This window comes from Chitinophaga sp. CC14, assembly GCF_048957795.1.
In the GTDB taxonomy this organism is placed as follows: domain Bacteria; phylum Bacteroidota; class Bacteroidia; order Chitinophagales; family Chitinophagaceae; genus Chitinophaga; species Chitinophaga ginsengisegetis.
In genome coordinates this window covers 224,076-247,063 of sequence record NZ_JARBFY010000006.1, presented here as the reverse complement: position 1 = coordinate 247,063, position 22,988 = coordinate 224,076, and the positions used below count along the sequence as shown (strand labels likewise).

Below are 22,988 nucleotides of genomic sequence, written 5' to 3'. Positions count from 1 at the left end.
TTTAGCCGTTAACGAAAGACATAAAAAAAACGCTGCTCACAGAACAGCGTTTTTTTTATGTCTTTTATAATCACACTACTTCACTGACATTAATAGGTCTTGAAAAACTTTCTTCCAGCGAAATAATTGTTTCTGTTCTTTCTATTCCCTTAATATGCTGCAGATCGTCCTGCAATATTTTGCGCAGCTCCCCGCTGTCCTTGCAAATGATTTCCGCAAACATGCTGTAAGAACCGGTGGTATAGTTCAGTCTTACGATCTGCGGAATCTTTAATAACTGCTTGGCTACGTTTTCATACAGGGAGCTTTTCTCCAGGTAAATACCAATAAAGGCCAATACATCATACCCGATAGCCCGCAGGTTTACCTGTAAACGGGTGCCTTTAATCACACCCATTTCATGCAGTTTTTTGATGCGTACATGAATAGTACCACCGGATACAAAGAGCTTCTTACCTAACTCTGCATAAGAGATACCGGCGTCGGTTGACATTTCCGAAATGATCTGTAAGTCTAATTTGTCAATATTTAATGGCTGACTCATTTTGGTGATACGATTTAGATTTTTTTCTAAAAATAGGTATTATTTTGAAATAATCGCAAAAATTATCGATCTGGTCATGCCGCCTGACTGCCAGGTACGGGGTGGGGCCAAAACGATATTCGTATTTTTTGATTAAATTAAAGGGGGAGTTCATAAAACACCATCCATGAAGGAAGACGTCACGAGTAGAACCGCGCAATATATGGCCTTATTCCGGGCGCTGGAAACCACCCGTTCCCGGGACCGGCGCCTGTTCACCGACAAATTTGCCTCCTGGTTTCTTGACAGCAGGCTGAAATTAGGCGTATGGCTTTGCCGGATACCAGGCTGGAGGTCTTTCGCGGAGTGGATTATCCGGAAGAAGATCCCGGGCGCCTTATCTTCCGGTATTGCCCGTACAAAGTATATAGATGACCTGTTGTTGCAGGCGGTTGATAAAGGCGCGCAGCAGGTGTATATCCTCGGCGCCGGTTTTGATACACGCGGATTGCGTTTACCTTTTCTTCGTCAACTTAAAGTGGTGGAAATCGATCATCCCAATACCGCTGCCTATAAGCTGTCGAAATTACGCGCACATAAGCTGCCGGCCAAAGTATATTATTACCAGATAGACTTTAACCGGCAAAGCCTTGATCAGCTGAGCGCACTGAATAACTTTGATTTTACCGTGCCCACCGCCATTATCTGGGAGGGCGTAACCAATTACCTCAACAAAGAAGCCATCGACAGCACCTTCGCATTTTTGCAACGCTTTGAACCCGGTTCCAGGGTCATTTTTACCTATGTACACCAGGCCGTGCTGGACAACCCTGCCGCATTTTATGGTGGCGAAAAACTGCTTAAAGACGTAGCGGAGCTGGAGGAACGGTGGACGTTTGGCTTTGAACCGGCTGCATTACCCGCTTACCTGCACCAGTATAACTTTCATCTGCTGGAGGATCTGGGTGCCAGCGAATACCGGAAACACTATTTACCCGGCCGGTCGGAAAAAGGATATGAGTTTTACAGGGTAGCCTGTGCAGAACGCGTAGGAGAGTAGACGCTTACACCTTTGCATATAAATCCAGCTTTTCCTGCAGCAACCGGCATAACTCATTGAAACGGGCAGGCTTGGTGATAAAATCCACTGCACCCAGTGATTTCGCCCTGGCTATTTCATGCTTCTCATCACTGGTAGAAAACATGATCACCGGAATATGCTCCAGGTGAGGCGTAGCTTTTATTTTTTCGAGGAAAGCAAAACCGTTCATTAACGGCATATTCATATCTACGAATATAATGTCCGGCATAATAGTCCGGGTATGGAGCAGATCAAACGCTTCCTGGCCGTTACTGGCTGCGGTAAAGGTAATTTCTTCCCTGATGGTGCCAAGCGCCAGTTTGAAAAATTCCTGGTCATCCTCATCATCATCCACCATTAACAGGGTCGTTAATTCCCGGTTATTATCTGAGTTCATATTCATGTTATGCTGGCATATAAATGTACACCTTATTACACTCATACTGCCGGGATTGTTAAAACCGGATTGTCATTTTTTTGGCGTAAACTTTTTACAGGGTGTCTTGTTGTTCTATTGCAGCCTATGGGCGCATAAAAACAAATTTTATGAAAGCGATCATCACATCCATGCTGGTTGGCATGGTGCTATTATTGGGCGCATGTGGTACCACCGTACACATGACAGGAGCCTGGAAAGCGCCGGAAGCTCCTGTGGAAGGGTATCATAATATGTTGGTGGCCTCCCTGACCTCAAACGTGGGGGCGCAGCAGGTGGTGGAAACCCAGATGGCGGCCGCCCTTCAGAAACGCGGCATTGTAGCCGGAAAGGGACTGGACCTGTTTCCGCCTAAATTCAACCCCTTAACAGACCAGGATAAAAGCGCTGCCACGCAGAAAATGCTGGATGCGGGGTATACTGCCGTGTTAACCACCTCGTTGGTGAATAAGGAATCCCAAACCAGGTATGTACCAGGTTCCGTTTCCTATGCTCCTTACCCTGCATACGGCTGGTATGGCCGGTTCTGGGGGTATTATGGTTATATGTACGGATCGGTGTATTCTCCGGGCTATTATACTACCGATAAAAGATACTTCCTGGAAAGTAACCTGTACGACCTGAAACAGGACGGCAAACTGGTATGGTCCGGTCAATCTGAAACCTACAATCCCAACAGCCTGGAATCATTTGCCAAAGCCTTTGCCACCCAGGTATCTGATGCGCTGGAGAATGGAGGATTATTGAAAAGATGATCAGTGACGGTTATCGTAATAAGTGTTGTCTTTCTCAATTTTTCCATCGTCTATGGTGAACACCGTACAGATGGGCAGACGCCACTTTTTGCCATCAGGGCCGGTGGCGGAGGAAATGAATTCTACAGTAATATGGTTTTTATCGGCATATACATTCACCACTTCATCATGAATGTCGGGGAATAGCTGTTGCAGCTCCCTGTATTTTTGAGCGGTTTGTTCCCGGGTACGTAGTACAGGTTCCGGGCCAAAGGAAGGGTCCAGGAAAGTAGCGGTATCCTTGTAACAGGCCGCCAGCTTTTGCCAGTCGTGTGCATTGAAAGCCTCAAAGAGATCCTTTACTACCAGGGTGTTGGAATTAGCCAGGCTGATTTTAGCCCCGGGCTGTACACATCCTGCAAAAGAAAGCGCCAGTAACAGTATCAGGGAAATTTTCATGCATGATTATGTTTGAGACTATTACAAATTACGAAGAAGCGTGGGAAAATGGATTTATAATTTTAATTTGCCGGCTTAATTATAAATCAGTTTTTTATGGAGATGTCACAGCCCGATCCGGAAATGTTGCAGCAACTGGTAGTGATGAAAATGCCGTTTGGAAAGTATAAAGATGTGGTGCTTTGCGACCTGCCGGTAAGTTACCTGGAGTGGTTCCAGCGGAAAGGCTTCCCGAAAGGCAAACTGGGGATGCTCCTCGAAACCATGCTGGTGATAAAAATGAACGGTCTTACCCAATTACTTACTCCTCTGAAAAAGAAGTAGCAACAAAAAGCGGTTGTTGCCATCAAAGGAAACAACCGCCCGAACGAGGTATAAAACTGGCAGTAGTATTTGTCAGAACCAGCTGGTGTTCTTTTCTTCTTCTTCATGACCGCCGGTTTCAGCATCTACCGCGGCAGACACCTTGATTTCCTCCGCAACCGGGGTATGACTAAGATCGGCTTTCAGAACAGGCTGCACGTTTTTACGGATAGCGCCTTCCACCACAGCGCCTTCCTCTATTTCCAGCACCATCGCGTTTACATCGCCTTTTACCAGCGCTTTATTGCTGATATGGGCTTTGTTGGTAATGTACACATCGCCATACACTTTCCCGTGTACCACCAGGTCGGCAGCATATATATGGCCACGGATGCTCGCTGTTTCACTAACCACCAGCTTGCCGCTGGTTTTTACATCGCCTCTTACGTTCCCGTCAATACGACCGGAAACAGAAGCATCTATACTACCGTTCACGGAAACTGTTTTTGGGATACGAAAGGCTCCGGGAACAATTATATTTCGGAAAATATGTCTGACATTGATCACAAGGATAAATTAGAGGGTGATGGGATTAGGTGTAGCGGGAGAATGCTGTGCTACATCTTCAAAAGTAGACACAATAGAACTGGAATTACCCAGGTCAAGCCCCACGCTTCTTTGAGGTTTATTATCTGATATTCTCAATGAATTATAAAGATAACCGATACTCATGAGCTTTTCTGGTTCAGGAGCAACTTCTACCGGGATAAAATCACGGAACTCTTCTACAAAAGCATCTGTCAGTTCACGATAGTGAGCGCCACCGCCCATCAGGTAAATCTTTTCACAGGTTTCAAAATCCAGGTCCGTAAAATAACTGCGCATCAGGGGAGAAACAACTTCTCGGTAATATTGCGTAAGCACACCTTTACGCATGTCGCGCAGATCGATCCGTTTGCGGTTGGTGAAAATAGAACCTTTCATGAAAGCATCATCCACCTGGTGTTCGTTCTTCATTTCCAGGTAGTGTTTCTGGTTCAGCTCACGGGTAAGGTTGTTAATGGCATAACGGATACCGTGGGAACTGAAGCAGGTACGGTGAACCAGCCCATCGCCGGTGGCCATGCCGCCTTCAATGGTACCAAACCCAAAACTGATGGCAATGAAGTTGTCCAGCTGCGGTTCATTGATACTTTTCTTTAACCCGATGATACCACCTACGATTTCAGGGATCACTTCATACTTCTCAATATCAAACATCGCTTTCTTGAAAGAACCTTTGGTATTGTAAGTCTGCGTATCGTAATCGATCAGGAAATGACGTTTACTCAAAAACTGCTCCGCAGCGTTTTTGTAAATATTGTAAGTGGAGAAGGGGAACCCAACGGTAAGGGCAATGGGTTGTTGTACTTTATCAATGGTGTTCAGCAAAGCAGCTTTAAACAGTATTTCATAATCCTCTTCCGTGGGCGACGCATTGGTAACTCTGCCGGGATTGATCCCACCTCTTTTGGCCAGGTTGCCTACCAGGTACCAGGCTTCATCCTTTTTAATTTTTAGTCCGTTGAGAAGATCCTTACTTGAATTTTCTGTGTTTCCGAATGCGGTTTCAAAAACGCTTGGGAAGCTGGTTGTTGATACTTTCATAGTGCTTTGTTATAATAACGAATGTAGCCGTGACTCTCCGTTGAGGGAGGGTTTTCATCGGGATTGAAATAGCGGTTAAAGATATAAAATATTAGAATAAGGGGATGACAACCAGTGAATTTATGCTAAATTTAATACAGCGATGTTACATTTCAAAATGTATCATCACGGGTAAATGCAGCACATAGCGTTCCCTGCTGATAATAAACGCCCCGGCTTTACCGTTTTAAAAGATGTCCCCCCTCTGCCTGTATTCATTCTTATTTTCATTTGTATGAAGTACCTCGTATTGGCTGCCGGTATTTGTTTATGGGCCTGTCATTCCTCCCGGAAGGTGTACCAGGCGCCCGCAGTGGGAGCGGAGGCCCAGTTTGAACGGGGACTCCGGCCGGAGAAACACCCTAAATATCTCTTTGATAAAAAAACAATGAATGATATGCAGAAGCAGGGTTCAGTAAGCGCTTACTCCCCCAAACGCCGCAATACGGCGCCCACTATTCCGTTGCCCGGGAAAGGGGCCAACGGGAAAGACAGTACGAATTCAGCCACCGACAGTTTGCATACCAACCCATCAGATAGTTTGCGTATCCCGGCAGATTCTGTTAAAGCGCCGGTGGATACCACCCATATCCCATAGCATTTCCTTCTGCCACACCATTTCCGGGTAATTCCCTACTTTTGAAGCCACCGCTTTTATATAGCTTATGAGGAAATATTGTATTTTATGGTTGCTACTGGCAGCGTTTCAGCAGGCTACCGCCCAAGCCCCTTTGTATATGCCGCTGACCATCAAAAAGGCATACGACAATCAAACCCGCAGCTACAGCGGCGCGCCGGGCGCCAGGTACTGGCAGAACAAAGCAGGATACGATATTAAAGTGGCCTTCAACCCGGCAACAAACGAAGTATCGGGCTCGGAACAGATCCGCTATACCAACAACAGCCCCGATACATTAAGAGCCATTAACTTTAAACTGTTTCCCAACCTCTTCCAGAAAGGAGCTGTGAGAAATATGGCGGTTTCCCCGGAAGACCTTACCAACGGCGTAGTTATAAAGAACATGAAGGTAAACGGCGAAGCCAAACCATTGCCGGTTACCATCCGCGGCACCAATATGCCGGTATCCATCCCCGATCTTTACCCGGGGCAGTCGGTACAGTTTAACCTCGACTTTTCCTATACCCTGAACGAAAACACGCACATCAGAACCGGTGTAGTGGACTCCGGTGCTTATTTCATCGCCTACTTCTTTCCACGTATTGCGGTATACGACGATATCAACGGATGGGACCAGATCCCTTACATGGGTACGCAGGAGTTTTACAACGACTTCAGCGATTTTCGTGTAGCCATCACAGTGCCCGGCAACTACCAGGTATGGGCTACCGGCGATCTGAAAAATACCGCGGCCGTATACAACGATAAGTATGTGCAACGCATTGCTGCCGCAGAAAAGAGCAACGATATCATCGCGGTGATAGATAGCACCGATGTGCGGGAAGGCAACATTACCCGCGGGCGTGGCGCCAATACCTGGCAGTATGAGGCGGCCAACGTCACCGACTTTGCATTTGCCATCAGCAACCACTACTGCTGGAACGCCACCAGCGTGGAAGTAGATGCCGCCACCAAAAGGCGCACCCGCGTGGATGTAGCCTTTAACCCCGCACATGCCGATTTCTTTGATGTAGTGCATTACGCCCGCGCTACTGTAGATAAGATGAGCCACCACTTTCCTAAATGGCCGTTCCCGTATTCGCACGAAACGGTATTCGACGGACTGGACCAAATGGAATACCCGATGATGGTAAACGACAACCCATTGGCCGATAAAGCCCAAACCATCGAGCTAACCGACCACGAAATTTTTCATACGCTCTTTCCCTTTTACATGGGCACCAATGAAACGGAATACGCCTGGATGGATGAAGGATGGGCTACTATCGGCGAATGGATCATTTCACCACTGATCGATAGCTCCATCGTGGATGATTATGGCATGTTGCCTTACAACTACATCGCCGGCAAACAGGCGGACCTGCCCATTATGACGCCCTCCAACCAAACCACGGATGCCTATGTAACCAATTCCTATCCCAAACCAGCCCTCGGATACCTCTACGTAAAAGATATGCTGGGCGATACCCTTTTCCTGAAAGCGCTGCATTACTATATGTCGCAATGGAACGGTAAACACCCGCAGCCGTACGACTTTTTCTACTGCATGAACACCGGCGCCGGCAGGAATATGGACTGGTTCTGGAAAAGCTGGTTCTTCGACAACGGCTTTCCCGACCTCGGCATCACACGGGTAACACAAAAAGGAAAGCAAGGGACCATCGAGATCACTTCAATCGGAAATAAACCGGTTCCGGTAGATGTAACCATCTACTTTGATGACAACAGCACCACGAAATTACACCGGAGTATCGCGGTATGGGAGAAGGGCAACAAAACAATTTCACTCCTGTTTTCATCTCCCAAAAAAATAAAAAAAGTAACGTTGGGAAGCACCTGGGCAGCAGACATCAACCAACGGGATAACACCTACGAAGTAAAATAACCGCTTATAGTTTATCGTAATAGAGATAATACAATTTCTGGTAACTACCTCCCACAATACCAAGTCCGCCCTGCGTATTGCTCCTGAGCTGAATGGCCTGTATAAGGCTGTTCAGCCCCGGATTCCGCTTTACCTTTTCATAGGTGAGCAGGAAATCATAATATTCTTTTGAGACAGATTTTACATATACCAGCACCCTTCCTACCGGCGCAATGGCTTCAGCAGGATTAGAGCTGAGGGCGGTGGCATTGATATAAAAATAAGTGGTAAGCGGCTTACCCGATTGTGTAAACAGGATGCTGTTATAGTTTTCATTCAAACCACCAATCTGGTTGTTGTCGGCATTCTCATCCTGTGTATAGCAGGGTATACGGAGATAATCATTGAGGAAGCTGCTGTCTTTTTTAGGATTGCAGCTAGGCAGGTTTTTTACTTTCTGGTAGAGGGAATCGTTTTCGCTCTTCCTATACCGGCGACCCCTATACGAAAAAGTAGTATCCGTGGTAACGCTTTGCTTTACTGCTTCCATCACCAGGTATTGTTTCACACCGGGAATAGGATTCACGGTAAAATGAAAGCGTAACACGGGCCGTCCGTTAAGCAATGTACGCAGGGTATCCTGTAGTTCCACTTTAAAAGGAGGAGGGATAGAAGCCATGGCGGTAACGGTTTTCAGGCCGGGCACCATTACCTGTATTTTATAATTTTTGCCTGCATCCAGCATGGTTTTACCGCGGTATACACTCATGGCATTGCTGGAATCCTTCATGTACGTAAGTGTTTCCAGCTGTTGCCCGTTTTTATCCAGCAGCTGTACATCTGCATTTTCCACCAGGTCGAAACCGGTGTTGATACCAGGGCCTACCGGCTTGCTTTTGCCTACCCGCACTTCCGGTGTGCTGTTAGCCACCAGCTCACTGTACACCACTTCCCTGGGAACGGCATTGTTGGGGGGAAGCGGTAATTCCTGCTCACAGGCCGTTAGCAGCAGCACCATCAAAACCGGGAATAATATAAACAGGTACTTCATAATTAGAATTTGAACGTATAAGTCAGGTACGGCAATGTTCTGAATAAACTATATTGATATAACTGTAACGGGTATACGTCACTGTAGTCAAAATAAGAGAACTGGTCAAAGCTCACGATAAAAGGATTCGTGCGGTTATAGATATTATATACACCCGCAGTGATCACATGATGAAAGCGTTTTTCATTGCCCAGGTTTAAGGTAGCGCCGAGATCCAGGTGATGCACCGGGTGCAGGCGGTAATTATTTAACCGGGAAATGTAGGGCAAATAATTTAGCTGGTAAGTGGAGAACGGCGAATAGCGTTCATCCAGGTATCCTTTGATATTACGGCCCCAGTCGAAGTCCGGGAATATTTGCACCGGCAGGGTGAAAGGCGCGCCGGAGGCGAACTTCCAGGAAGCAGACAGGCTCCATTTCGGATTAAACCGGTACTTGAGCGCCAGGGAAATATTATGGCGGCGGTCTTCTTTATAAGGGAACATCTTCCCTGCATTCAGCCGGTCGAACTGCCGCCAGGCCCACGACAGGGTATAGGAGAAGATCCCGGTCAGCTTGCCCTGTGTTTTCTCCAGCAGCAATTCGCTGCCGTAGTTATAGCCGTTGCCGGCGATCACTTTTTTCTCCCAGAGATCAGAGTTATCAAAGATATTCAGCACCGTGTTGGTGGTAACAATATTTTTCAGTTGTTTATAATAGAGGTTCACGTTAAAGCGCCACTGGTTGCTCCATTGCCGCTGATAAGCAACGCTGTAGGAATAGGCATGCTCCGGTTTAATATTTTCAGTGCTGGGCACCCACAGGTCAGTAGGGAGGTTGAGCACCGGAGTAGTAAGCTGGTGCACAAACTGCGTCATTTCAGCAAACGAGGCCTGTACATATTGTGAATGGGGCAGCTTCCACCGCAGCATGAGGCGGGGCTGCAAGCTGGCATAAAAGGAGGAACGCTGCGCCAGTGCGCCGAAATGCAGTCCGGGCCGCACAATCAGCCGGTCGTTCAGCAAGCTGAGTTCATCTTCCGCATATGTGGAAAACTCCGACATATAATAAATGGGCGCTTTCCGCTGTGTGGCTTCTCCCGCCGAGATGTTGTTATGATAGGCTGTGGGCGCAAAGTTGTGATAGGTGTACCCGCCGCCGAAGGAAATATGGTGACTGTTACTCACCGCATATTCCGTTTCATTCCTGATGGCTACGTCCCTGACCCGGGAAACGCCTTTTCCTCTTACAAACAGCGAGTCGTAAAAGGAGAGGGGGATGATGGAATTTTGCGTAAAGAGGTTATAAAAACGGCTGTAGGTAGCAGTGGTGCTGGAAAATATTTTTGGATTCACCACACGGGTCCATTTAACAGCAGCGGTAATGTTGCTCCAGTCAAAATTGTAATCATCAAACAACTGTATAACAGGGTTCTCGCTCCTGATAAACATCTTATCCTGTCCTTTATAGAAGCTCGCATAGATCCTGTTTTTGTTGTCGATAACCTGGTTGAGTTTGAAGTTTACATCGTAGAGATAATACTTGCCATAGTCTTTCAGATAAGCTCTCCCGTAGAGGGCATCTACCAATGATCGTCTTACAGACAAAGAAACGGAGCTGCGGTCCTTTACGATGGGGCCTTCCAGCAGGACGCTGCCGGAAACGGGGCTCAGGCTCGCGCTGCCATGCCATTCTTTCATATTCCCGTCTTTTGTACGGATATCCACTACTGAAGAAAGGCGGCCGCCATAGCGGGCCGGGAAGGCATCTTTATAAAGCGACACATCTTTCACTGCGTCTCCGTTAAAGATGGAGAAAAGCCCGAACAGGTGGCCGGTATGATAAAGGGGAACGCCATCCAGGAGATACAGGTTCTGGTCTGCACCGCCGCCTCTTACCAGCAGGTTGCTGCTGCTTTCCAGGGAGCTGCCGGTACCGGGATACAGCTGCAGTGATTTCAGTACATCTTTTTCCCCCATCAGCGCCGGGAAATTGGATACATATCCAACGGGCATATTAATGTACCCCGGCTGTGAATTAACGGTTTCCTTTTCGCCGTTTACCACCACCGTTTGCAGCATGCTGCGGGCCTCCATGTGTATGTCCAGCTGCCCGTCGTCCGGTGGCGGAAGGTGCTGGAACACGGGTTTGTAGCCGATATGTGAAAACACCACGCCCAGGCAGGTGTCCGGTACCTGCAGGCTGTAAAAGCCATAGGCATTGGTTTCGGTTCCTTTCCGGGTAACGGGGTCGTATACGGACGCGCCAATGATCAGTTCATTGCTGTTTACTTCTTTTACAAATCCGCTGATGGTATAGTATTGTACCTGGGAAGTTTCGCGGAGCAGGAATATTTTCCCGTTCAGAGCAGCCGCCTGGATGCCGGTACCCTGGAGGATGGCATTCAGTACGTCGCCGGTGGTATGTTCTGTTCCGCTGAGCTGCACTTTTTTATTGAGGTGCAAAAAGCTGGAGCTATAGGAAACGTTGATACCGGTTACTTTCTGGAGATCCTGTATATAAAATAAAATAGTCCCCTGCCGGGAAGCAGGGGTATAGCTTTGATGGAGAATATCCTTTCCGTTGTGCTGTGCCTGCAGGAATTGAAACGGGAACAGCAACAACAGCATGCCATAAATAAGGAAAAGAGGGTTTGTTGTTCTACTGGCCGATGACGATGGAATCGCCGTCCTGTTGATAGTGGAACCCAAGCAATAGTTGTAATTCATGCAAAACATCATCGCAGGACTGATTGCGGAATGTAATCGTAGCTTTTTGCTGCGATGCAGTTTCCCTGTATTTTTCATCAACCCTGATATCTTTTGCGTAAAAGTCGGCTAATTGTGGCAATATTTCAAGCAGTGTCTGGTCATTAAATTGCAAAATACCTGTTTTCCAGGCAATGAAATTCAGGTTGTGGTTATTGTTGGCATACAACTGCCCGTTGCCCCACACACCGCGCTGTCCACTATTCAGGATTACAGCGGCGGTATCGCCTTCCACACCGAGTTTTACACTGCCGGAAGCAACAGTAACGGCGGTACTGTCTTTCCCTGTTTGTACGGTAAAGGAAGTACCCAGTACTTCAATCACCGATTGATTGGGCGTTTTTACTAAAAACGGGTGTTCCGGATCACTGGCTATTTCAAAGAAGGCTTCTCCTTCCAGTTCCACGATACGCTGGTTGTGGTGATAGCCGTTGATATACCGGATCATAGCGCCCTGCCGGAGTGTTACCATTGATTTATCAGGTAATTCCAGGCTTTTTATTTTACCATCGTTGGCTGCCAGTTCATGTTTCTTCAGCGACGAGCGAGTTTCCAGCCACCATGCGCCGGCAGTCAGCAATATCAGGATAGCTGCAGCGGCAGCATATTTGGTGTAAAGTACCTTTACACGGGATGGCGCCGGTTGTATCGCCTGGTCTGTTTTATCCCAGGCAGCGGCAGTATTGTACTCCCGCCTGGGCACAACTGCAGCGGGACTGTCCTGCCATAGTTTTGCAAGTACCTCATATTCTGCCCGGTTTTCGGGAGAAGCTTCCAGCCATCGTTGCAGGGCAGCAGATTCAGCTTCCGTACATTGACCAGACAGATTTTTGGCAATTATCTCATGCAGGTAGGTATCAAAATGCTCCATAATACAGTGTGCTCTACTTAAATAACGCTCATTAATATAACAACCCTCTATAGGGGCATGAATATTTTTAGTAAAAACAGGATACTTACAGGCAGTCCGTACTGCTGCAAATATTTCCGCAGCAACTTCAATGCCCGCCCCATGTAGTTTTCAACTGTTTTGGCGGAAAGACCGAGTTTGGTGGCCGCCTGTTGATGTGTCATTCCCTGCAACCTGCAGCAGGTGAATACTTCCCGGCATTGCGGGGGAAGGTTGGCAATAGCTTCATACACCAGTTGCTCGTAGTAAGGCTTTGCATTTTCAACTTCTTTTGCGTCGGGATCTTCCGCCGTTTCTGCCAGCCATTCAAAGCCCTTGTTGCCGGCTTCCTCTGTACTTTGTTTGCGTAGCACGGAAATAGAATTATTCCGGACTGCACGGAACAGGTATGCCTTTATATTAGGTATGTCTATCAGCTGCCGGTGTTTCTCCCAAAGCTTAATAAAAGTTTCCTGTACAACATCTTCTGCTGCTGCATCGTCTTTCAGAAAACTATAGGCATAGTTACATAAGTCATTGTATTGTGAATGAAATAATTCTTTATATGCCTGGTAAGAAGGTGATGTAATCATTTAACCTTCAGGAAGTTTTAGTATATGAAATGATCGCTGCGAAAGTAACTATCTTTTTGAAAACAATTACAGTTTACACATTACAGATAATATTTTTATTTAGTAGAAAAGATTAATATTTTTTTGAAAGAAGTAGAGGGATTCGCAATTTTCTGCGTCAGCAATATAACAGCTATGCCTATATGTTTGTTAGAAGTTAGTTTTTTTTAGTTGTGTTTTAAACCGGGGTTGCATATGGTTCTATGCAACCCTATTTTAAACTCCCGCCATTTTCCTGTATTCTGTACTCATTATTGGTAACCCCAAATTATCCTGATCTGCCATCGGCGCGGATATTGTCTTTCCCTGGATTACGCTGATTACACTGATTTTTTTGGATTTTCAACAGATCCCGTTTATCTTTATAATCTGCATAAAGTATTGATATACAGTTCCTTTCTCTGACGGAACCCTTCGCAGGAATTTCCCGGAACCCCCTATAGCGCATTGATACACAATGCATTACCGATCAAGTCCACGTCCCCTCCACGTCAGGTCCAGGTCCTCTCCACGTCAAAGGCATGTGTAAAGCATGTGCTAAGTATGAACTGGCTATTGTTCATGCCACCTTTAAATACCCTCCTAATCAATATAATCAGCGTAATCCCGGGAAAGACAATATCCGCGTCGCCCATATTCCGTATTTTTAAGCAAAACCATGTAAGATGTCCGGACCTCTCACGAAACTGAAGAATGCATACCACCTGCTGAAGAGCATCGATTTCGCCATGCTGGCTAAACTCTCCGAAAAAGTAGACCTGCCAAAGGTGATGGAATCGGTAGGAAAAATGGATGACACACAACTGAACGGGTTAATGAAAATGCTCACCAGCGGTAGTAAGAAGAAAGAACTGCCGCCTATCGAGGGCGACTTCTACGACCTCGGGGCAAAACTCAATGCGGAAGACAGGGCCCTGCAACTGAAAGTACGGGCATTCATGGAAAAGGAAATCAAGCCCATCGTTAATGAATACTGGCTGAAAGCGGAATTCCCTTTTGAAATCATTCCCAAATTCAGGGAGCTGAATATCTGCGGCGTTACCTACGACGGATATGGCTGCCCTAACCGGTCGTTCCTGATGGAAGGTATCATTGCAATGGAAATGGCGCGTATAGACGCTTCGGTGGCAACATTCTTCGGCGTTCAAAGCGGACTGGCAATGGGATCTATTTATATGCTGGGTTCCGAAGCGCAGAAACAGGAATGGCTGCCGGGCATGCAACAGCTGAATATTATCGGCGCCTTTGGTCTCACTGAACCGGAAGTAGGCTCCGGTACCGCAGGCGGACTAACCACTACGGCTAAACGGGAAGGTGATACATGGATATTAAACGGCCAGAAGAAATGGATCGGTAATGCCACCTTCGCGGATGTAATTGTTATATGGGCAAGGGATGTGGACGATAACCAGGTGAAAGGATTCCTGCTGAGAAAAGATACGCCCGGCTTCAGCGTGGAAAAGATCCATGATAAAATGGCACTACGTATTGTGCAGAATGGATTGATCACGTTGAAAGATTGCCGCATTGCAGAATCCGACCGTTTACAAAATGCATCTTCCTTTAAAGATACAGCCCGCGTACTTCGCATGACACGCGCAGGTGTGGCCTGGGAAGCGGTAGGTTGCGCACGTGGCGCCTATGAAAATGCCTTGGCGTATACGCAAACACGTAAGCAGTTCGGAAAACCTATTGCCGCTTTTCAGCTGATCCAGGGGCACCTGGTGGAAATGTTGTCTAATCTTACTGCCATGCAAACAATGGTATTCCGCTTATCGGAAATACAGGATGCCGGCGGACTAAAGGACGAACATGCCTCACTGGCCAAAGTGTTTTGTACGCTGCGTACCCGCGATGTGGTAAGCCGTGCGCGGGAAGTAATGGGTGGCAACGGTATTTTGCTGGAATATAATGTAGCGCGTTTTGTGGCCGATGCAGAAGCTATTTACTCGTACGAGGGTACAAAGGAAATCAATTCCCTGATTGTGGGCAGGGCTATCACCGGTTTCAGCGCGTTTGTATAAAATATCAATTCTTTTTTATAGTTTAAGTGCCTGATTGTGGACTATGCCGCAACTAACATTTAATCCGGATCGTTATGAATTCATCAAACAGACGTAATTTTCTCAGGAATGTTTCCCTGGGAACCCTTGCTGCCATCAGCATTCCAGATATTGTTGCCGCCGCAACGGTAACAGAAAAACCTAAGAAGATAATACTGAAAAAGGAAAGCGTGGTATTGTTCCAGGGCGATTCCATCACCGACGCAGGCCGTAAACGCGATAACGATCAACCTAATGCAGGCGGCGCACTGGGCGGCGGTTACGCGCTGATGGCCGCATCAGCTATGCTGTTAAAAAATGCAGATAAGAATCTGAAGATATATAATAAAGGCATCAGCGGAAATAAAGTATTTCAACTGGCCGACCGCTGGGATATCGACTGCCTGGTGATTAAACCAGATGTGCTGAGCATCCTGGTAGGTGTAAATGATTACTGGCACACGCTGAGCAACAACTATAAAGGCACGGTGCAAACTTACCGCGACGACTACGATAAACTGCTGACACGCACCAAAGAGCAGCTGCCGGGTGTACAGCTGATCATCGGTGAACCCTTTGCGGTAAAAGGCGTGAAGGCCGTAGATGATAAGTGGTATCCCGCTTTTGATGAATACCGCGCTGCTGCACGGGAGTTGGCCGACAAATACCAGGCTACTTTTATTCCTTATCAATCTATTTTTGATAAAGCACAGAAATCAGCGCCGGCCGCCTACTGGACCGGCGATGGTGTACATCCCAGCGTAGCCGGCGCCCAGCTGATGACGGAAGCCTGGTTGCAATGTGTAAAATAAAAAAGCGTGTAAAATAAAATATAGATCACCGGGGCAATCGCTTTACCCGGTGATTTTTTTTCTCCGTCCTTCTCCTCATTTTTTTGATTAAGTATTTATACTGAGATGTGAAACGCCGGTGCACACTAGCTTTGCACCCATTAACCCTTTGTTTCACAATTTTTATATTTAATCATGAGAAAAATTTTAATGTTCCCCCGGCAGCGTGTTGCCCTCTTACTGGTTGCTTTTATGAGCGTATTGTTTTTTACACAATGCAAAAAAGAAAAGAATAAACCAGGTAACGAAGAAGGAATGAACGCCGCTTTCCTGGTGGGCAAAAAATGGCAGATCAAAGCCATGACTATCAGTCCCGGTTTAGAGGAAGAAGAAGTGCAGGATCTTTATAAAGATCTTCCCGCATGCACAAAAGATGATTACGTGATCTATAATGCAAATGGCACCGGTGTGGAAGATGAAGGCCCCACCAAATGCGACGGGAATATGCCGCAAACGCGCACCTTTAACTGGAACCTGAAGGCAGACGGCACATTGGAACAACCGGTAGAAGATGATTTTACCGGAACTTTCAAGGCAGTGAAAACAAGCGCCACGTCATTTACAATTACCGGTACCGGCAAATTCGGGGATGATACCGTAACCCGGACCATCGTAATTACCTGCAACGCTATTTAGTCAACCAGGTCAGGAACCAATAACCTTTGCTACAGTGCTGTTTTCATTAGCATAAACACTGACAGGATCTGCATATCCTGCCGGTTAGATCTGAACACGGCTTCCCTTTTGGGAAGCTGTTCTTTTATCTGCTCCTTTCTTTTATTACATTTGTTTCATTATATGAATTTGAAAATCCGGTTATGAAACAAATAGTTGTCTTATTAATGATGTTAGGAGTAAATACAGCCATTACCGCGCAACAGCGGAAGATCCATCTCTGGCCCGCTGCGGTGCCCGGTGAAACAGCCGCCAAACAAACCGCAAAGGTAACGGCAGATGGCAGCAATAATGTAACCCGGCTTACCGATGTTACAGATCCTATCCTGGAAGTATTTCCGGCGGAAGCTTCTAACAGCAATGGCGCCGGCATCATCATCTGTCCTGGTGGTGGTTATAGTATCCTGGCCATTAACCTGGAGGGATACGAAATAGCCGCCTGGCTCAATAAATTGGGGTATACTGCTTTTGTATTGCAATACCGGGTGCCTAAAAAAGAAGCCGGCGCCCTGCAGGACGCACAACGCGCTATCCGCCTGGTGCGCAGCATGGCATCAGAATGGAAGCTGGAACCCGGCAAGATAGGAATGATGGGCTTTTCGGCAGGTGGAAGTCTTACTGCCAGGGCCTCTACGCAATATAACGTACATACCTATACGCCAATTGATAAAGCAGATTCCTTATCTGCACGCCCGGCTTTCAGCGCACTCATTTACCCCGCTTATCTTGATAAAGGAGAAAACAGGGCGCTCACCCCTGAACTGACATTAAGCAGTGAAACGCCTTCCATGTTTCTTTTTGCCACTGCAGATGATTTCTATGGCAACAGCGCCCTGGTAATGGCCGGCGCCCTCCGCGATGCCAAAGTGCCGGTGGAACTGCATTTTTATGCCAAAGGCGGTCACGGATACGGCTTGCGTAACGGCAACCCGGCAGGGGAAGCCTGGCCTTCGCTCATGGAAAAGTGGCTGAAAACCGTGGTGAAGTAAGTTTACATAAATTATAACTTTTCGTAAGTAGCTTTTCGAGGGAATAATTGGCTAAATTTGATCCACTTAAAACCTGTTACCATGGGAATTTTTGATAAACTCAGGAATGAATTTATTGACATTATTGAATGGACCGACCCGTCCGCAGATACCATTGTGTGGAAGTTTCCCCGCTACCAGAATGAAATAAAAATGAACGCCAAGCTTACCGTGCGTGAATCACAGGTGGCCGTTTTTATGAATGAAGGTAAAATTGCCGACGTATTCCAACCCGGCATGTATACGCTTACTACACAGAATATGCCTATCCTGAGCACCTTGCAGGGATGGAAATATGGCTTCAACAGCCCTTTTAAAGCCGATGTGTTCTTTGTGAGCATGCGGCAGTTTACCAACCAGAAATGGGGCACCAAGAACCCGGTAATGCTGCGTGATGCGGAGTTTGGACCGGTGCGACTGCGTGCATTCGGCAGCTACGCTTTCCGCGTAAAGGATGCTGCACAGTTCCTGAAGGAAGTAGCGGCTACCAACCCCGAATTCACCGTGGAAGGGATCAATGAGCAACTGCGTAATCTCGCAGTTTCGCGTGGTATGGAGGCCGTGGCAGAAGCAAAGGTGCCGGTACTGGACCTGGCAGCCAATTATGAAGAAGTATCCACCCAGATCACCGGGAAGATAGGCACTGAATTTAATGAACTCGGACTGGAACTGACCAAGTTCCTGATAGAAAATATCTCCCTGCCACCGGAAGTGGAAGCGGCACTGGACAAACGCAGCAGCATGGGCATTGTGGGGAACCTCGGCGCATATGCACAATTCCAGGCTGCCAACGCAATGGAAAAGGCAGCGGAAAACCCTTCCGGCGGCGGACTCGCAGCTGCAGGCTTAGGCGCCGGTATGGGCGCAGCTATGATGGGACAGGTAGGTAACATCTTCCAGAACAATAACCAGCAGGCCAACGCAGGCGGTGGCGCACCACCTCCGTTACCCGGCGCTGCACCTTTTTTTGTGGCAGTAGATGGCAAACAAACCGGCCCCTTTGATGCGGATCAACTTCGTCAGCTGGCCGCTGCGGGCAGCCTGAATGCCCAAACCCTTGTGTGGAAAACCGGTATGGCCGCATGGGCCGCCGCCAATACAGTGCCGGAACTGGCGCCGGTATTAGCCACCGTACCACCACCATTACCTTAACAAAAGCAGGCTTGCCGGCATCATGGGATGCCGGCAGCATTATATCCATACGTTCCTATGTCTTTTGAGGAAAAAACAAGCGAAACAGTTAACTCGTTGAAATGCCAGAACTGTGGCGCTATACTGCATTATGCACCAGGCACCAACAGCCTGAAATGTGAATACTGCGGTACTGTGAATCAGATTGAGGATGATACGCAGCCCGCTGCTATTCAGCCCATAGATTATGACGCTTTTATTGCTTCCCAACAAAATCATACAGAAGCTACCCAACAGGCGGTAGTAGTGAAATGCGTTGGTTGCGGCGCTTCCACTACCATGCTGCCCAATGTAACCGCCGATTCATGCCCGTTTTGCGCGTCGCCGCTGGTGGTGGACACTGCGCAAACCACGTCCATCCTGCAACCGCATTATGTATTGCCTTTTGTAGTGAGCGACAAAACCGCTGTGGACCACTTTCAAACCTGGATGAAAAAACTCTGGTTTGCCCCATCCGACCTGGTGAAGAAAGTAAAAGACAGCTCCTCACAGCAACTGAAAGGCGTATATATCCCGCACTGGAGCTATGATACAGATACGTATACCGAATACTCCGGTTCCCGCGGCGAATACTATTATACTACGGAAAGTTATACAGTAGAAGTAAATGGCCGCACGGAAACCCGTACCCGGCAGGTACGGCATACCGCATGGTATCCTGCTTCCGGTAATGTAAACAATAACTTCCGCGATGTACTGGTATCCGCCAGCCCGTCGTTGCCGCTGAAAATGGCGCAGATCCTGGAGCCCTGGCACCTCGATCAGCTAAAGAAGTACGATGGCCGCTACCTCAGCGGATTCCGGGCGGAGCTGTACCAAACCAATGCTGAACAGGCATTGGTGATCGCCAAAAAAAGAATGGACCCGGTGATCCGTGATGAGATCTGTAATGATATTGGCGGCGACGAACAACGTATCGATGACTACGATGTGGAATACAACCAGCTTGGCCTGAAGTACCTGCTGCTGCCGGTTTGGATCAGCGCTTACCGGTACAAAGGCAAACTCTATCATTTTGTGGTAAATGCCTGCACCGGCGAAGTAACCGGCGATCGTCCGTACAGCTGGATGAAAATAGTGGGCCTTATTCTCGCTATCATTGCCGCTATCATTATTATTTATCAGTTCGCTCAATCTCAATAAGAGCGGGCGTTTATAAAGGGAAAAGGTTATTGTAATTATTACAATAACCTTTTTTCTTGCGCGTTACGGGGAAAACAATCTACATTTCCGGGGTATCAGCTCGCTTTTGAGTTTCCTCTGAAATCCTTTGCTGTATTGTGTTTGAAGGATATTTGTTTTCAGGGTACCGTTTTTGCAAAGTTGAATAATGTAAAACAGGCACACCTATTACAAACCCAAAACAATATGCAATGAAGAAGCTACTTATTTTATCGGCAACATTTTTAGCCGTGTGGATGACACAGTCGTGTAACAATACAGCGAAAAATCCACAATCGGAAACACCGGTAGACAGTGCAAAGGATATTAATGAAACTGTTAAGCCGGTAGATGAAAAATCATCTGAATTTGCGGTAGAGGCTGCGAATGGTAGTATGATGGAAGTAGAAATGGGTAAGCTGGCACAGGAAAAAGCTCAGAGTACAAGGGTAAAGGCTTTTGCTACCATGATGGTAAACGATCACTCCAAAGCAGTGGATGAATTAAAGGCGCTGGCAGGAACAAAGGGTATCACTTTACCGGCAGAATTATCTACAGAAACAAAGAAACATATTGAGGATCTGGGTAAGAAAACCGGTAAGGAGTTCGACAAAGACTATATGAGTATGATGGTAGACGACCACGATAAAGACGTGAATAAATTTGAGAAAGCAGGAGATAATGTAACAGACGAAGACCTGAAAACCTGGGCCAGAAATACATTGCCTACACTGAAGGCGCACCAGGATTCCGCGAAAGCAATTAAAGATGCTTTGAAAAAATAATTATCCGTGAATGTAGAGAATAGTAACCGTAGCTTCAAGGGCCAGCTCCTTGAAGCTTTTTTTTAGTGCGGCAGTTTCGGCTTTAACGCACCATATATCCAGGTGCCAGCAATAGCACTCAGTAATGTAACACCCACTACCGTGAAGCCGGTGCCGATCTGCGCAAATAACGGACCCGGACAAGCCCCGGTGATGGCCCATCCCACGCCAAAGAGCAACCCTCCGAAGATCTGTCCCTTATTAAAAGTTTTAGGCGCTACCGAAATGGGGTCGCCCTGGATGGTTTTGATCTTAAACCGTTTGATCAGTTGCAGGGAAATGATTCCTGTAACTACTGCGGTGCCAATCACGCCGTACATGTGAAAGGAAGTAAGCTGAAACATTTCCTGGATACGGAACCAGCTGATCACCTGCGCCTTTACCAGTACAATACCAAAGAAAGTTCCTGCTACCAGGTACCTGATATTTTTCATGTTAGTTCAGCCATTTAAAAAGGTAAGGAATAAGCAGGTTGGCGCTGAAGAAGCCACCGGCCATAAAACAACACGTAGCCACCAGTGATGGCCATTGCAAATTAGACAATCCCATAATAGAGTGACCGGATGTACAGCCGCCGGCATAGCGGGTACCAAAGCCCACCAGCAAACCGCCAATAACAAAAAATACCAGTCCTTTCCAGGTAAACACGTTGGACCAGCTGAATATTTCCGGCGGTAGCAAAGCCGAATAATCATGCACGCCGTAAGTGGCCAGCCGGGCCTGTGTAGCCGCTGCCACCTGGATATCATTGCCATCCTGCAGGTAATGCCCTGCAATAAATCCGCCCAGTAAAATGCCGGCTACAAAGAAGAGGTTCCATGCCTCTTTTTTCCAGTCGTATTTAAAGAAGGAAATATCCGCCGGGAAACATGCCGCACAGATATGCCGCAGCGAGGAAGAAATGCCAAACGCCTTATTGCCCAACAGCAGCAGCACGGGCACTGTAAGGCCAATCAGCAACCCCGATACCGACCAATGCCAGGGTTGCTGAATGAATTTCAAAAATTGCATAGAAAAGGAATTTAGGAGATGATAAAGTTATAAAAGGTCATTGTATTCAGGATGTCTTTTCATATAGGCATTCACGTAGGGACAGTAAGGTTTTACTTTCAGGTGGTTTTCCCGGGCATATTCCAGTACGTATTTGGCCAGTTGTCCGGCGATGCCGCGGCCTTCCAGTTCCGGTGGTACTTCTGTATGCATAAAAGCAATGCCGCCGGGGAACAGGGTATAGGCTACCAGTGCGGTATGGCCTTCCACTTCCGTTTCAAACTGTTTCTTTGCAATGTTGTTCCTGATGGTGAGTTCCATATAAAGGTTAATTAGGATTTGTCTGAGAAATTGATTTTAGTATGTGTGCCATCGCAGTAAGGCTTGTTGGATGACCCGCCGCAGCGGCAAAAAGCAGTTACCTTGTTTTTGTGTGTTTCCTTTCCTGTAGCATCTCTTACAATGATATTGCCGTATACCAGCAGTGGTCCGTTCGGAGTAGGTTCCACAATGCTCTCCGCGGTGATCTGTGGTTCCACGCCGCCCTGTTTTTCCACGTCTGCATTCATAAAAAAGCTCAGCGCGCCGGAAGGGCAATGTTTGATCTGCGATACAATCTGTTCAGTGGTGGCTCCCTGCGCATTAATCCAGGGCTTTCGGTTTGGATTGAATACGGACGGCAGTCCATGAAAACACATCTCCGAGTGGATGCACACATTTGGCTTCCATACAATGGTTACCTCTCCGTTGGAGTAGTGTTTGGTGATGTCTTTCATCTTTATACGGCTTTTGTGTTCATAATAATGGGATGGCTCAATACTTTATGAATAGGGCAGGAGCGGGCTATCTGCTCCAGCCTGGCTATCTGTTCTTCACTGAGATCACCGGTAAAGTGCATGTCGATATCAATCACGGTGGTAAGCGGGTCCGGCTTCGCGGCGCTGTTAAAGCGCAGCTCAATTTCAATGTTCTCTACGGGCCACTTCTTCCTGTCGGCGTACATTTTAAGCGTGATAGCGGTGCAGGAGCCCAGGCTGCTCAGCAGTAATTCCCCGGGCTGGGGACCGGTATCGTCGCCACCGGCTTCTATTGGCTCGTCTGCCAGCCAGCGGTGGTCTCTTGTATCTATTGACACCTGGTAAGGGCGGCCGGATAAACTGACTCTAACTTCCTGGTCCATA

26 protein-coding genes are annotated in these 22,988 nt (G+C 47.3%); 12 read left to right on the top strand and 14 right to left on the bottom strand.

Annotated features, from left to right (window positions below):
- Positions 1-70: 70 nt before the first annotated feature.
- Positions 71-544, bottom strand: coding sequence for an Lrp/AsnC ligand binding domain-containing protein (locus PV783_RS31485; RefSeq protein WP_079472010.1), 474 nt, complete (start codon positions 542-544; stop codon positions 71-73).
- 166 nt (positions 545-710) lie between these two features.
- On the opposite strand from PV783_RS31485, the gene PV783_RS31480 reads away from it, so the two are divergent.
- Complete coding sequence (locus PV783_RS31480; RefSeq protein ID WP_420990786.1) at positions 711-1,583, top strand: class I SAM-dependent methyltransferase; 873 nt, start codon at positions 711-713, stop codon at positions 1,581-1,583.
- Positions 1,584-1,587: 4 nt separating this feature from the next.
- On the opposite strand, the gene PV783_RS31475 is transcribed toward PV783_RS31480, so the two are convergent.
- On the bottom strand, positions 1,588-2,007 hold the full coding sequence (locus PV783_RS31475) for a response regulator (RefSeq protein WP_420990785.1): 420 nt from the start codon (positions 2,005-2,007) through the stop codon (positions 1,588-1,590).
- 143 nt (positions 2,008-2,150) lie between these two features.
- Between PV783_RS31475 and PV783_RS31470 the strand changes: the two genes are divergently transcribed.
- The gene (locus PV783_RS31470; protein ID WP_079472007.1) at positions 2,151-2,795 is read left to right on the top strand and encodes a DUF4136 domain-containing protein; all 645 of its coding nucleotides are present in this window, start codon (positions 2,151-2,153) and stop codon (positions 2,793-2,795) included.
- Here the strand turns inward: PV783_RS31470 and PV783_RS31465 are convergent, their stop codons facing one another.
- Positions 2,796-3,233, bottom strand: coding sequence for a nuclear transport factor 2 family protein (locus PV783_RS31465; protein WP_079472006.1), 438 nt, complete (start codon positions 3,231-3,233; stop codon positions 2,796-2,798).
- A gap of 96 nt (positions 3,234-3,329) precedes the next feature.
- On the opposite strand from PV783_RS31465, the gene PV783_RS31460 reads away from it, so the two are divergent.
- On the top strand, positions 3,330-3,557 hold the full coding sequence (locus tag PV783_RS31460; RefSeq protein WP_079472005.1) for a DUF3820 family protein: 228 nt from the start codon (positions 3,330-3,332) through the stop codon (positions 3,555-3,557).
- Between the two features lie 72 nt (positions 3,558-3,629).
- Here the strand turns inward: PV783_RS31460 and PV783_RS31455 are convergent, their stop codons facing one another.
- Entirely contained in the window at positions 3,630-4,103 is a 474-nt protein-coding gene (locus tag PV783_RS31455) for a bactofilin family protein (protein ID WP_227024540.1), read from the bottom strand.
- 9 nt (positions 4,104-4,112) lie between these two features.
- The gene (locus PV783_RS31450) at positions 4,113-5,183 is read right to left on the bottom strand and encodes a ParM/StbA family protein (RefSeq protein ID WP_079472003.1); all 1,071 of its coding nucleotides are present in this window, start codon (positions 5,181-5,183) and stop codon (positions 4,113-4,115) included.
- A 274-nt stretch (positions 5,184-5,457) separates the two neighbouring features.
- Here PV783_RS31450 and PV783_RS31445 point away from each other — a divergent pair, with 274 nt between their 5' ends.
- Both PV783_RS31445 and PV783_RS31440 read left to right on the top strand, forming a co-directional pair.
- Positions 5,458-5,820 (top strand): hypothetical protein, encoded by a 363-nt coding sequence (locus PV783_RS31445; protein WP_133256190.1) that lies wholly within the window; start codon positions 5,458-5,460, stop codon positions 5,818-5,820.
- Between the two features lie 67 nt (positions 5,821-5,887).
- Positions 5,888-7,747 (top strand): M1 family metallopeptidase, encoded by a 1,860-nt coding sequence (locus PV783_RS31440; protein WP_420990784.1) that lies wholly within the window; start codon positions 5,888-5,890, stop codon positions 7,745-7,747.
- Positions 7,748-7,751: 4 nt separating this feature from the next.
- Here the strand turns inward: PV783_RS31440 and PV783_RS31435 are convergent, their stop codons facing one another.
- From PV783_RS31435 to PV783_RS31420, 4 genes are read right to left on the bottom strand one after another with little or no spacing between them, the layout of a single operon-like run.
- Positions 7,752-8,777 (bottom strand): DUF4249 family protein, encoded by a 1,026-nt coding sequence (locus PV783_RS31435; RefSeq protein WP_420990783.1) that lies wholly within the window; start codon positions 8,775-8,777, stop codon positions 7,752-7,754.
- A 2-nt stretch (positions 8,778-8,779) separates the two neighbouring features.
- Positions 8,780-11,386 carry a carboxypeptidase-like regulatory domain-containing protein gene (locus tag PV783_RS31430; protein WP_420990782.1) on the bottom strand — a complete coding sequence of 869 codons (2,607 nt, stop codon included), beginning with the start codon at positions 11,384-11,386 and terminating at the stop codon, positions 8,780-8,782.
- A gap of 31 nt (positions 11,387-11,417) precedes the next feature.
- Complete coding sequence (locus PV783_RS31425; protein ID WP_420990781.1) at positions 11,418-12,395, bottom strand: FecR domain-containing protein; 978 nt, start codon at positions 12,393-12,395, stop codon at positions 11,418-11,420.
- 47 nt (positions 12,396-12,442) lie between these two features.
- Positions 12,443-13,006 (bottom strand): RNA polymerase sigma-70 factor, encoded by a 564-nt coding sequence (locus PV783_RS31420; RefSeq protein WP_079471997.1) that lies wholly within the window; start codon positions 13,004-13,006, stop codon positions 12,443-12,445.
- A 704-nt stretch (positions 13,007-13,710) separates the two neighbouring features.
- Here PV783_RS31420 and PV783_RS31415 point away from each other — a divergent pair.
- From PV783_RS31415 to PV783_RS31385, 7 genes are all read left to right on the top strand, one after another.
- On the top strand, positions 13,711-15,069 hold the full coding sequence (locus tag PV783_RS31415; RefSeq protein WP_420990780.1) for an acyl-CoA dehydrogenase family protein: 1,359 nt from the start codon (positions 13,711-13,713) through the stop codon (positions 15,067-15,069).
- Between the two features lie 74 nt (positions 15,070-15,143).
- Positions 15,144-15,899 carry an SGNH/GDSL hydrolase family protein gene (locus PV783_RS31410; protein WP_420990779.1) on the top strand — a complete coding sequence of 252 codons (756 nt, stop codon included), beginning with the start codon at positions 15,144-15,146 and terminating at the stop codon, positions 15,897-15,899.
- Positions 15,900-16,073: 174 nt separating this feature from the next.
- Positions 16,074-16,574 (top strand): hypothetical protein, encoded by a 501-nt coding sequence (locus PV783_RS31405; protein ID WP_336388498.1) that lies wholly within the window; start codon positions 16,074-16,076, stop codon positions 16,572-16,574.
- 182 nt (positions 16,575-16,756) lie between these two features.
- The gene (locus PV783_RS31400) at positions 16,757-17,602 is read left to right on the top strand and encodes an alpha/beta hydrolase (RefSeq protein ID WP_420990778.1); all 846 of its coding nucleotides are present in this window, start codon (positions 16,757-16,759) and stop codon (positions 17,600-17,602) included.
- Positions 17,603-17,683: 81 nt separating this feature from the next.
- Positions 17,684-18,793: an SPFH domain-containing protein gene (locus PV783_RS31395; RefSeq protein ID WP_420990777.1), complete on the top strand. Its 1,110-nt coding sequence runs from the start codon at positions 17,684-17,686 to the stop codon at positions 18,791-18,793.
- Between the two features lie 57 nt (positions 18,794-18,850).
- Positions 18,851-19,975, top strand: a complete 1,125-nt coding sequence (locus PV783_RS31390) for a zinc finger domain-containing protein (RefSeq protein ID WP_168771361.1) — start codon at positions 18,851-18,853, stop codon at positions 19,973-19,975.
- 230 nt (positions 19,976-20,205) lie between these two features.
- Positions 20,206-20,778, top strand: coding sequence for a DUF4142 domain-containing protein (locus PV783_RS31385; protein WP_111578239.1), 573 nt, complete (start codon positions 20,206-20,208; stop codon positions 20,776-20,778).
- 62 nt (positions 20,779-20,840) lie between these two features.
- On the opposite strand, the gene PV783_RS31380 is transcribed toward PV783_RS31385, so the two are convergent.
- Genes PV783_RS31380 through PV783_RS31360 form a run of 5 tightly spaced genes read right to left on the bottom strand, consistent with a single transcriptional unit; the run spans position 20,841 to position 22,987 of the window.
- Positions 20,841-21,251, bottom strand: a complete 411-nt coding sequence (locus PV783_RS31380) for a DUF6691 family protein (protein ID WP_420990776.1) — start codon at positions 21,249-21,251, stop codon at positions 20,841-20,843.
- 1 nt (position 21,252) lies between these two features.
- Entirely contained in the window at positions 21,253-21,828 is a 576-nt protein-coding gene (locus PV783_RS31375) for a YeeE/YedE family protein (RefSeq protein WP_079471988.1), read from the bottom strand.
- A gap of 27 nt (positions 21,829-21,855) precedes the next feature.
- Positions 21,856-22,128, bottom strand: coding sequence for a GNAT family N-acetyltransferase (locus PV783_RS31370; protein ID WP_079471987.1), 273 nt, complete (start codon positions 22,126-22,128; stop codon positions 21,856-21,858).
- A gap of 11 nt (positions 22,129-22,139) precedes the next feature.
- Positions 22,140-22,583: a (4Fe-4S)-binding protein gene (locus tag PV783_RS31365; RefSeq protein ID WP_420990775.1), complete on the bottom strand. Its 444-nt coding sequence runs from the start codon at positions 22,581-22,583 to the stop codon at positions 22,140-22,142.
- Positions 22,584-22,585: 2 nt separating this feature from the next.
- Positions 22,586-22,987 carry an OsmC family protein gene (locus PV783_RS31360; protein WP_079471985.1) on the bottom strand — a complete coding sequence of 134 codons (402 nt, stop codon included), beginning with the start codon at positions 22,985-22,987 and terminating at the stop codon, positions 22,586-22,588.
- Between the last annotated feature and the right edge of the window lies 1 nt (position 22,988).

Excerpts from the sequence above, each read along its gene's own strand:
- PV783_RS31485 (WP_079472010.1), bottom strand. The coding sequence starts at position 544 with ATGAGTCAGCCATTAAATATTGACAAATTAGACTTACAGATCATTTCG.
- PV783_RS31480 (WP_420990786.1), top strand. The coding sequence starts at position 711 with ATGAAGGAAGACGTCACGAGTAGAACCGCGCAATATATGGCCTTATTC.
- PV783_RS31475 (WP_420990785.1), bottom strand. The coding sequence starts at position 2,007 with ATGAATATGAACTCAGATAATAACCGGGAATTAACGACCCTGTTAATG.
- PV783_RS31470 (WP_079472007.1), top strand. The coding sequence starts at position 2,151 with ATGAAAGCGATCATCACATCCATGCTGGTTGGCATGGTGCTATTATTG.
- PV783_RS31465 (WP_079472006.1), bottom strand. The coding sequence starts at position 3,233 with ATGAAAATTTCCCTGATACTGTTACTGGCGCTTTCTTTTGCAGGATGT.
- PV783_RS31460 (WP_079472005.1), top strand. The coding sequence starts at position 3,330 with ATGGAGATGTCACAGCCCGATCCGGAAATGTTGCAGCAACTGGTAGTG.
- PV783_RS31450 (WP_079472003.1), bottom strand. The coding sequence starts at position 5,183 with ATGAAAGTATCAACAACCAGCTTCCCAAGCGTTTTTGAAACCGCATTC.
- PV783_RS31445 (WP_133256190.1), top strand. The coding sequence starts at position 5,458 with ATGAAGTACCTCGTATTGGCTGCCGGTATTTGTTTATGGGCCTGTCAT.
- PV783_RS31440 (WP_420990784.1), top strand. The coding sequence starts at position 5,888 with ATGAGGAAATATTGTATTTTATGGTTGCTACTGGCAGCGTTTCAGCAG.
- PV783_RS31435 (WP_420990783.1), bottom strand. The coding sequence starts at position 8,777 with ATGAAGTACCTGTTTATATTATTCCCGGTTTTGATGGTGCTGCTGCTA.
- PV783_RS31430 (WP_420990782.1), bottom strand. The coding sequence starts at position 11,386 with ATGCTGTTGTTGCTGTTCCCGTTTCAATTCCTGCAGGCACAGCACAAC.
- PV783_RS31425 (WP_420990781.1), bottom strand. The coding sequence starts at position 12,395 with ATGGAGCATTTTGATACCTACCTGCATGAGATAATTGCCAAAAATCTG.
- PV783_RS31420 (WP_079471997.1), bottom strand. The coding sequence starts at position 13,006 with ATGATTACATCACCTTCTTACCAGGCATATAAAGAATTATTTCATTCA.
- PV783_RS31415 (WP_420990780.1), top strand. The coding sequence starts at position 13,711 with ATGTCCGGACCTCTCACGAAACTGAAGAATGCATACCACCTGCTGAAG.
- PV783_RS31410 (WP_420990779.1), top strand. The coding sequence starts at position 15,144 with ATGAATTCATCAAACAGACGTAATTTTCTCAGGAATGTTTCCCTGGGA.
- PV783_RS31405 (WP_336388498.1), top strand. The coding sequence starts at position 16,074 with ATGAGAAAAATTTTAATGTTCCCCCGGCAGCGTGTTGCCCTCTTACTG.
- PV783_RS31400 (WP_420990778.1), top strand. The coding sequence starts at position 16,757 with ATGAAACAAATAGTTGTCTTATTAATGATGTTAGGAGTAAATACAGCC.
- PV783_RS31395 (WP_420990777.1), top strand. The coding sequence starts at position 17,684 with ATGGGAATTTTTGATAAACTCAGGAATGAATTTATTGACATTATTGAA.
- PV783_RS31390 (WP_168771361.1), top strand. The coding sequence starts at position 18,851 with ATGTCTTTTGAGGAAAAAACAAGCGAAACAGTTAACTCGTTGAAATGC.
- PV783_RS31385 (WP_111578239.1), top strand. The coding sequence starts at position 20,206 with ATGAAGAAGCTACTTATTTTATCGGCAACATTTTTAGCCGTGTGGATG.
- PV783_RS31380 (WP_420990776.1), bottom strand. The coding sequence starts at position 21,251 with ATGAAAAATATCAGGTACCTGGTAGCAGGAACTTTCTTTGGTATTGTA.
- PV783_RS31375 (WP_079471988.1), bottom strand. The coding sequence starts at position 21,828 with ATGCAATTTTTGAAATTCATTCAGCAACCCTGGCATTGGTCGGTATCG.
- PV783_RS31370 (WP_079471987.1), bottom strand. The coding sequence starts at position 22,128 with ATGGAACTCACCATCAGGAACAACATTGCAAAGAAACAGTTTGAAACG.
- PV783_RS31365 (WP_420990775.1), bottom strand. The coding sequence starts at position 22,583 with ATGAAAGACATCACCAAACACTACTCCAACGGAGAGGTAACCATTGTA.
- PV783_RS31360 (WP_079471985.1), bottom strand. The coding sequence starts at position 22,987 with ATGGACCAGGAAGTTAGAGTCAGTTTATCCGGCCGCCCTTACCAGGTG.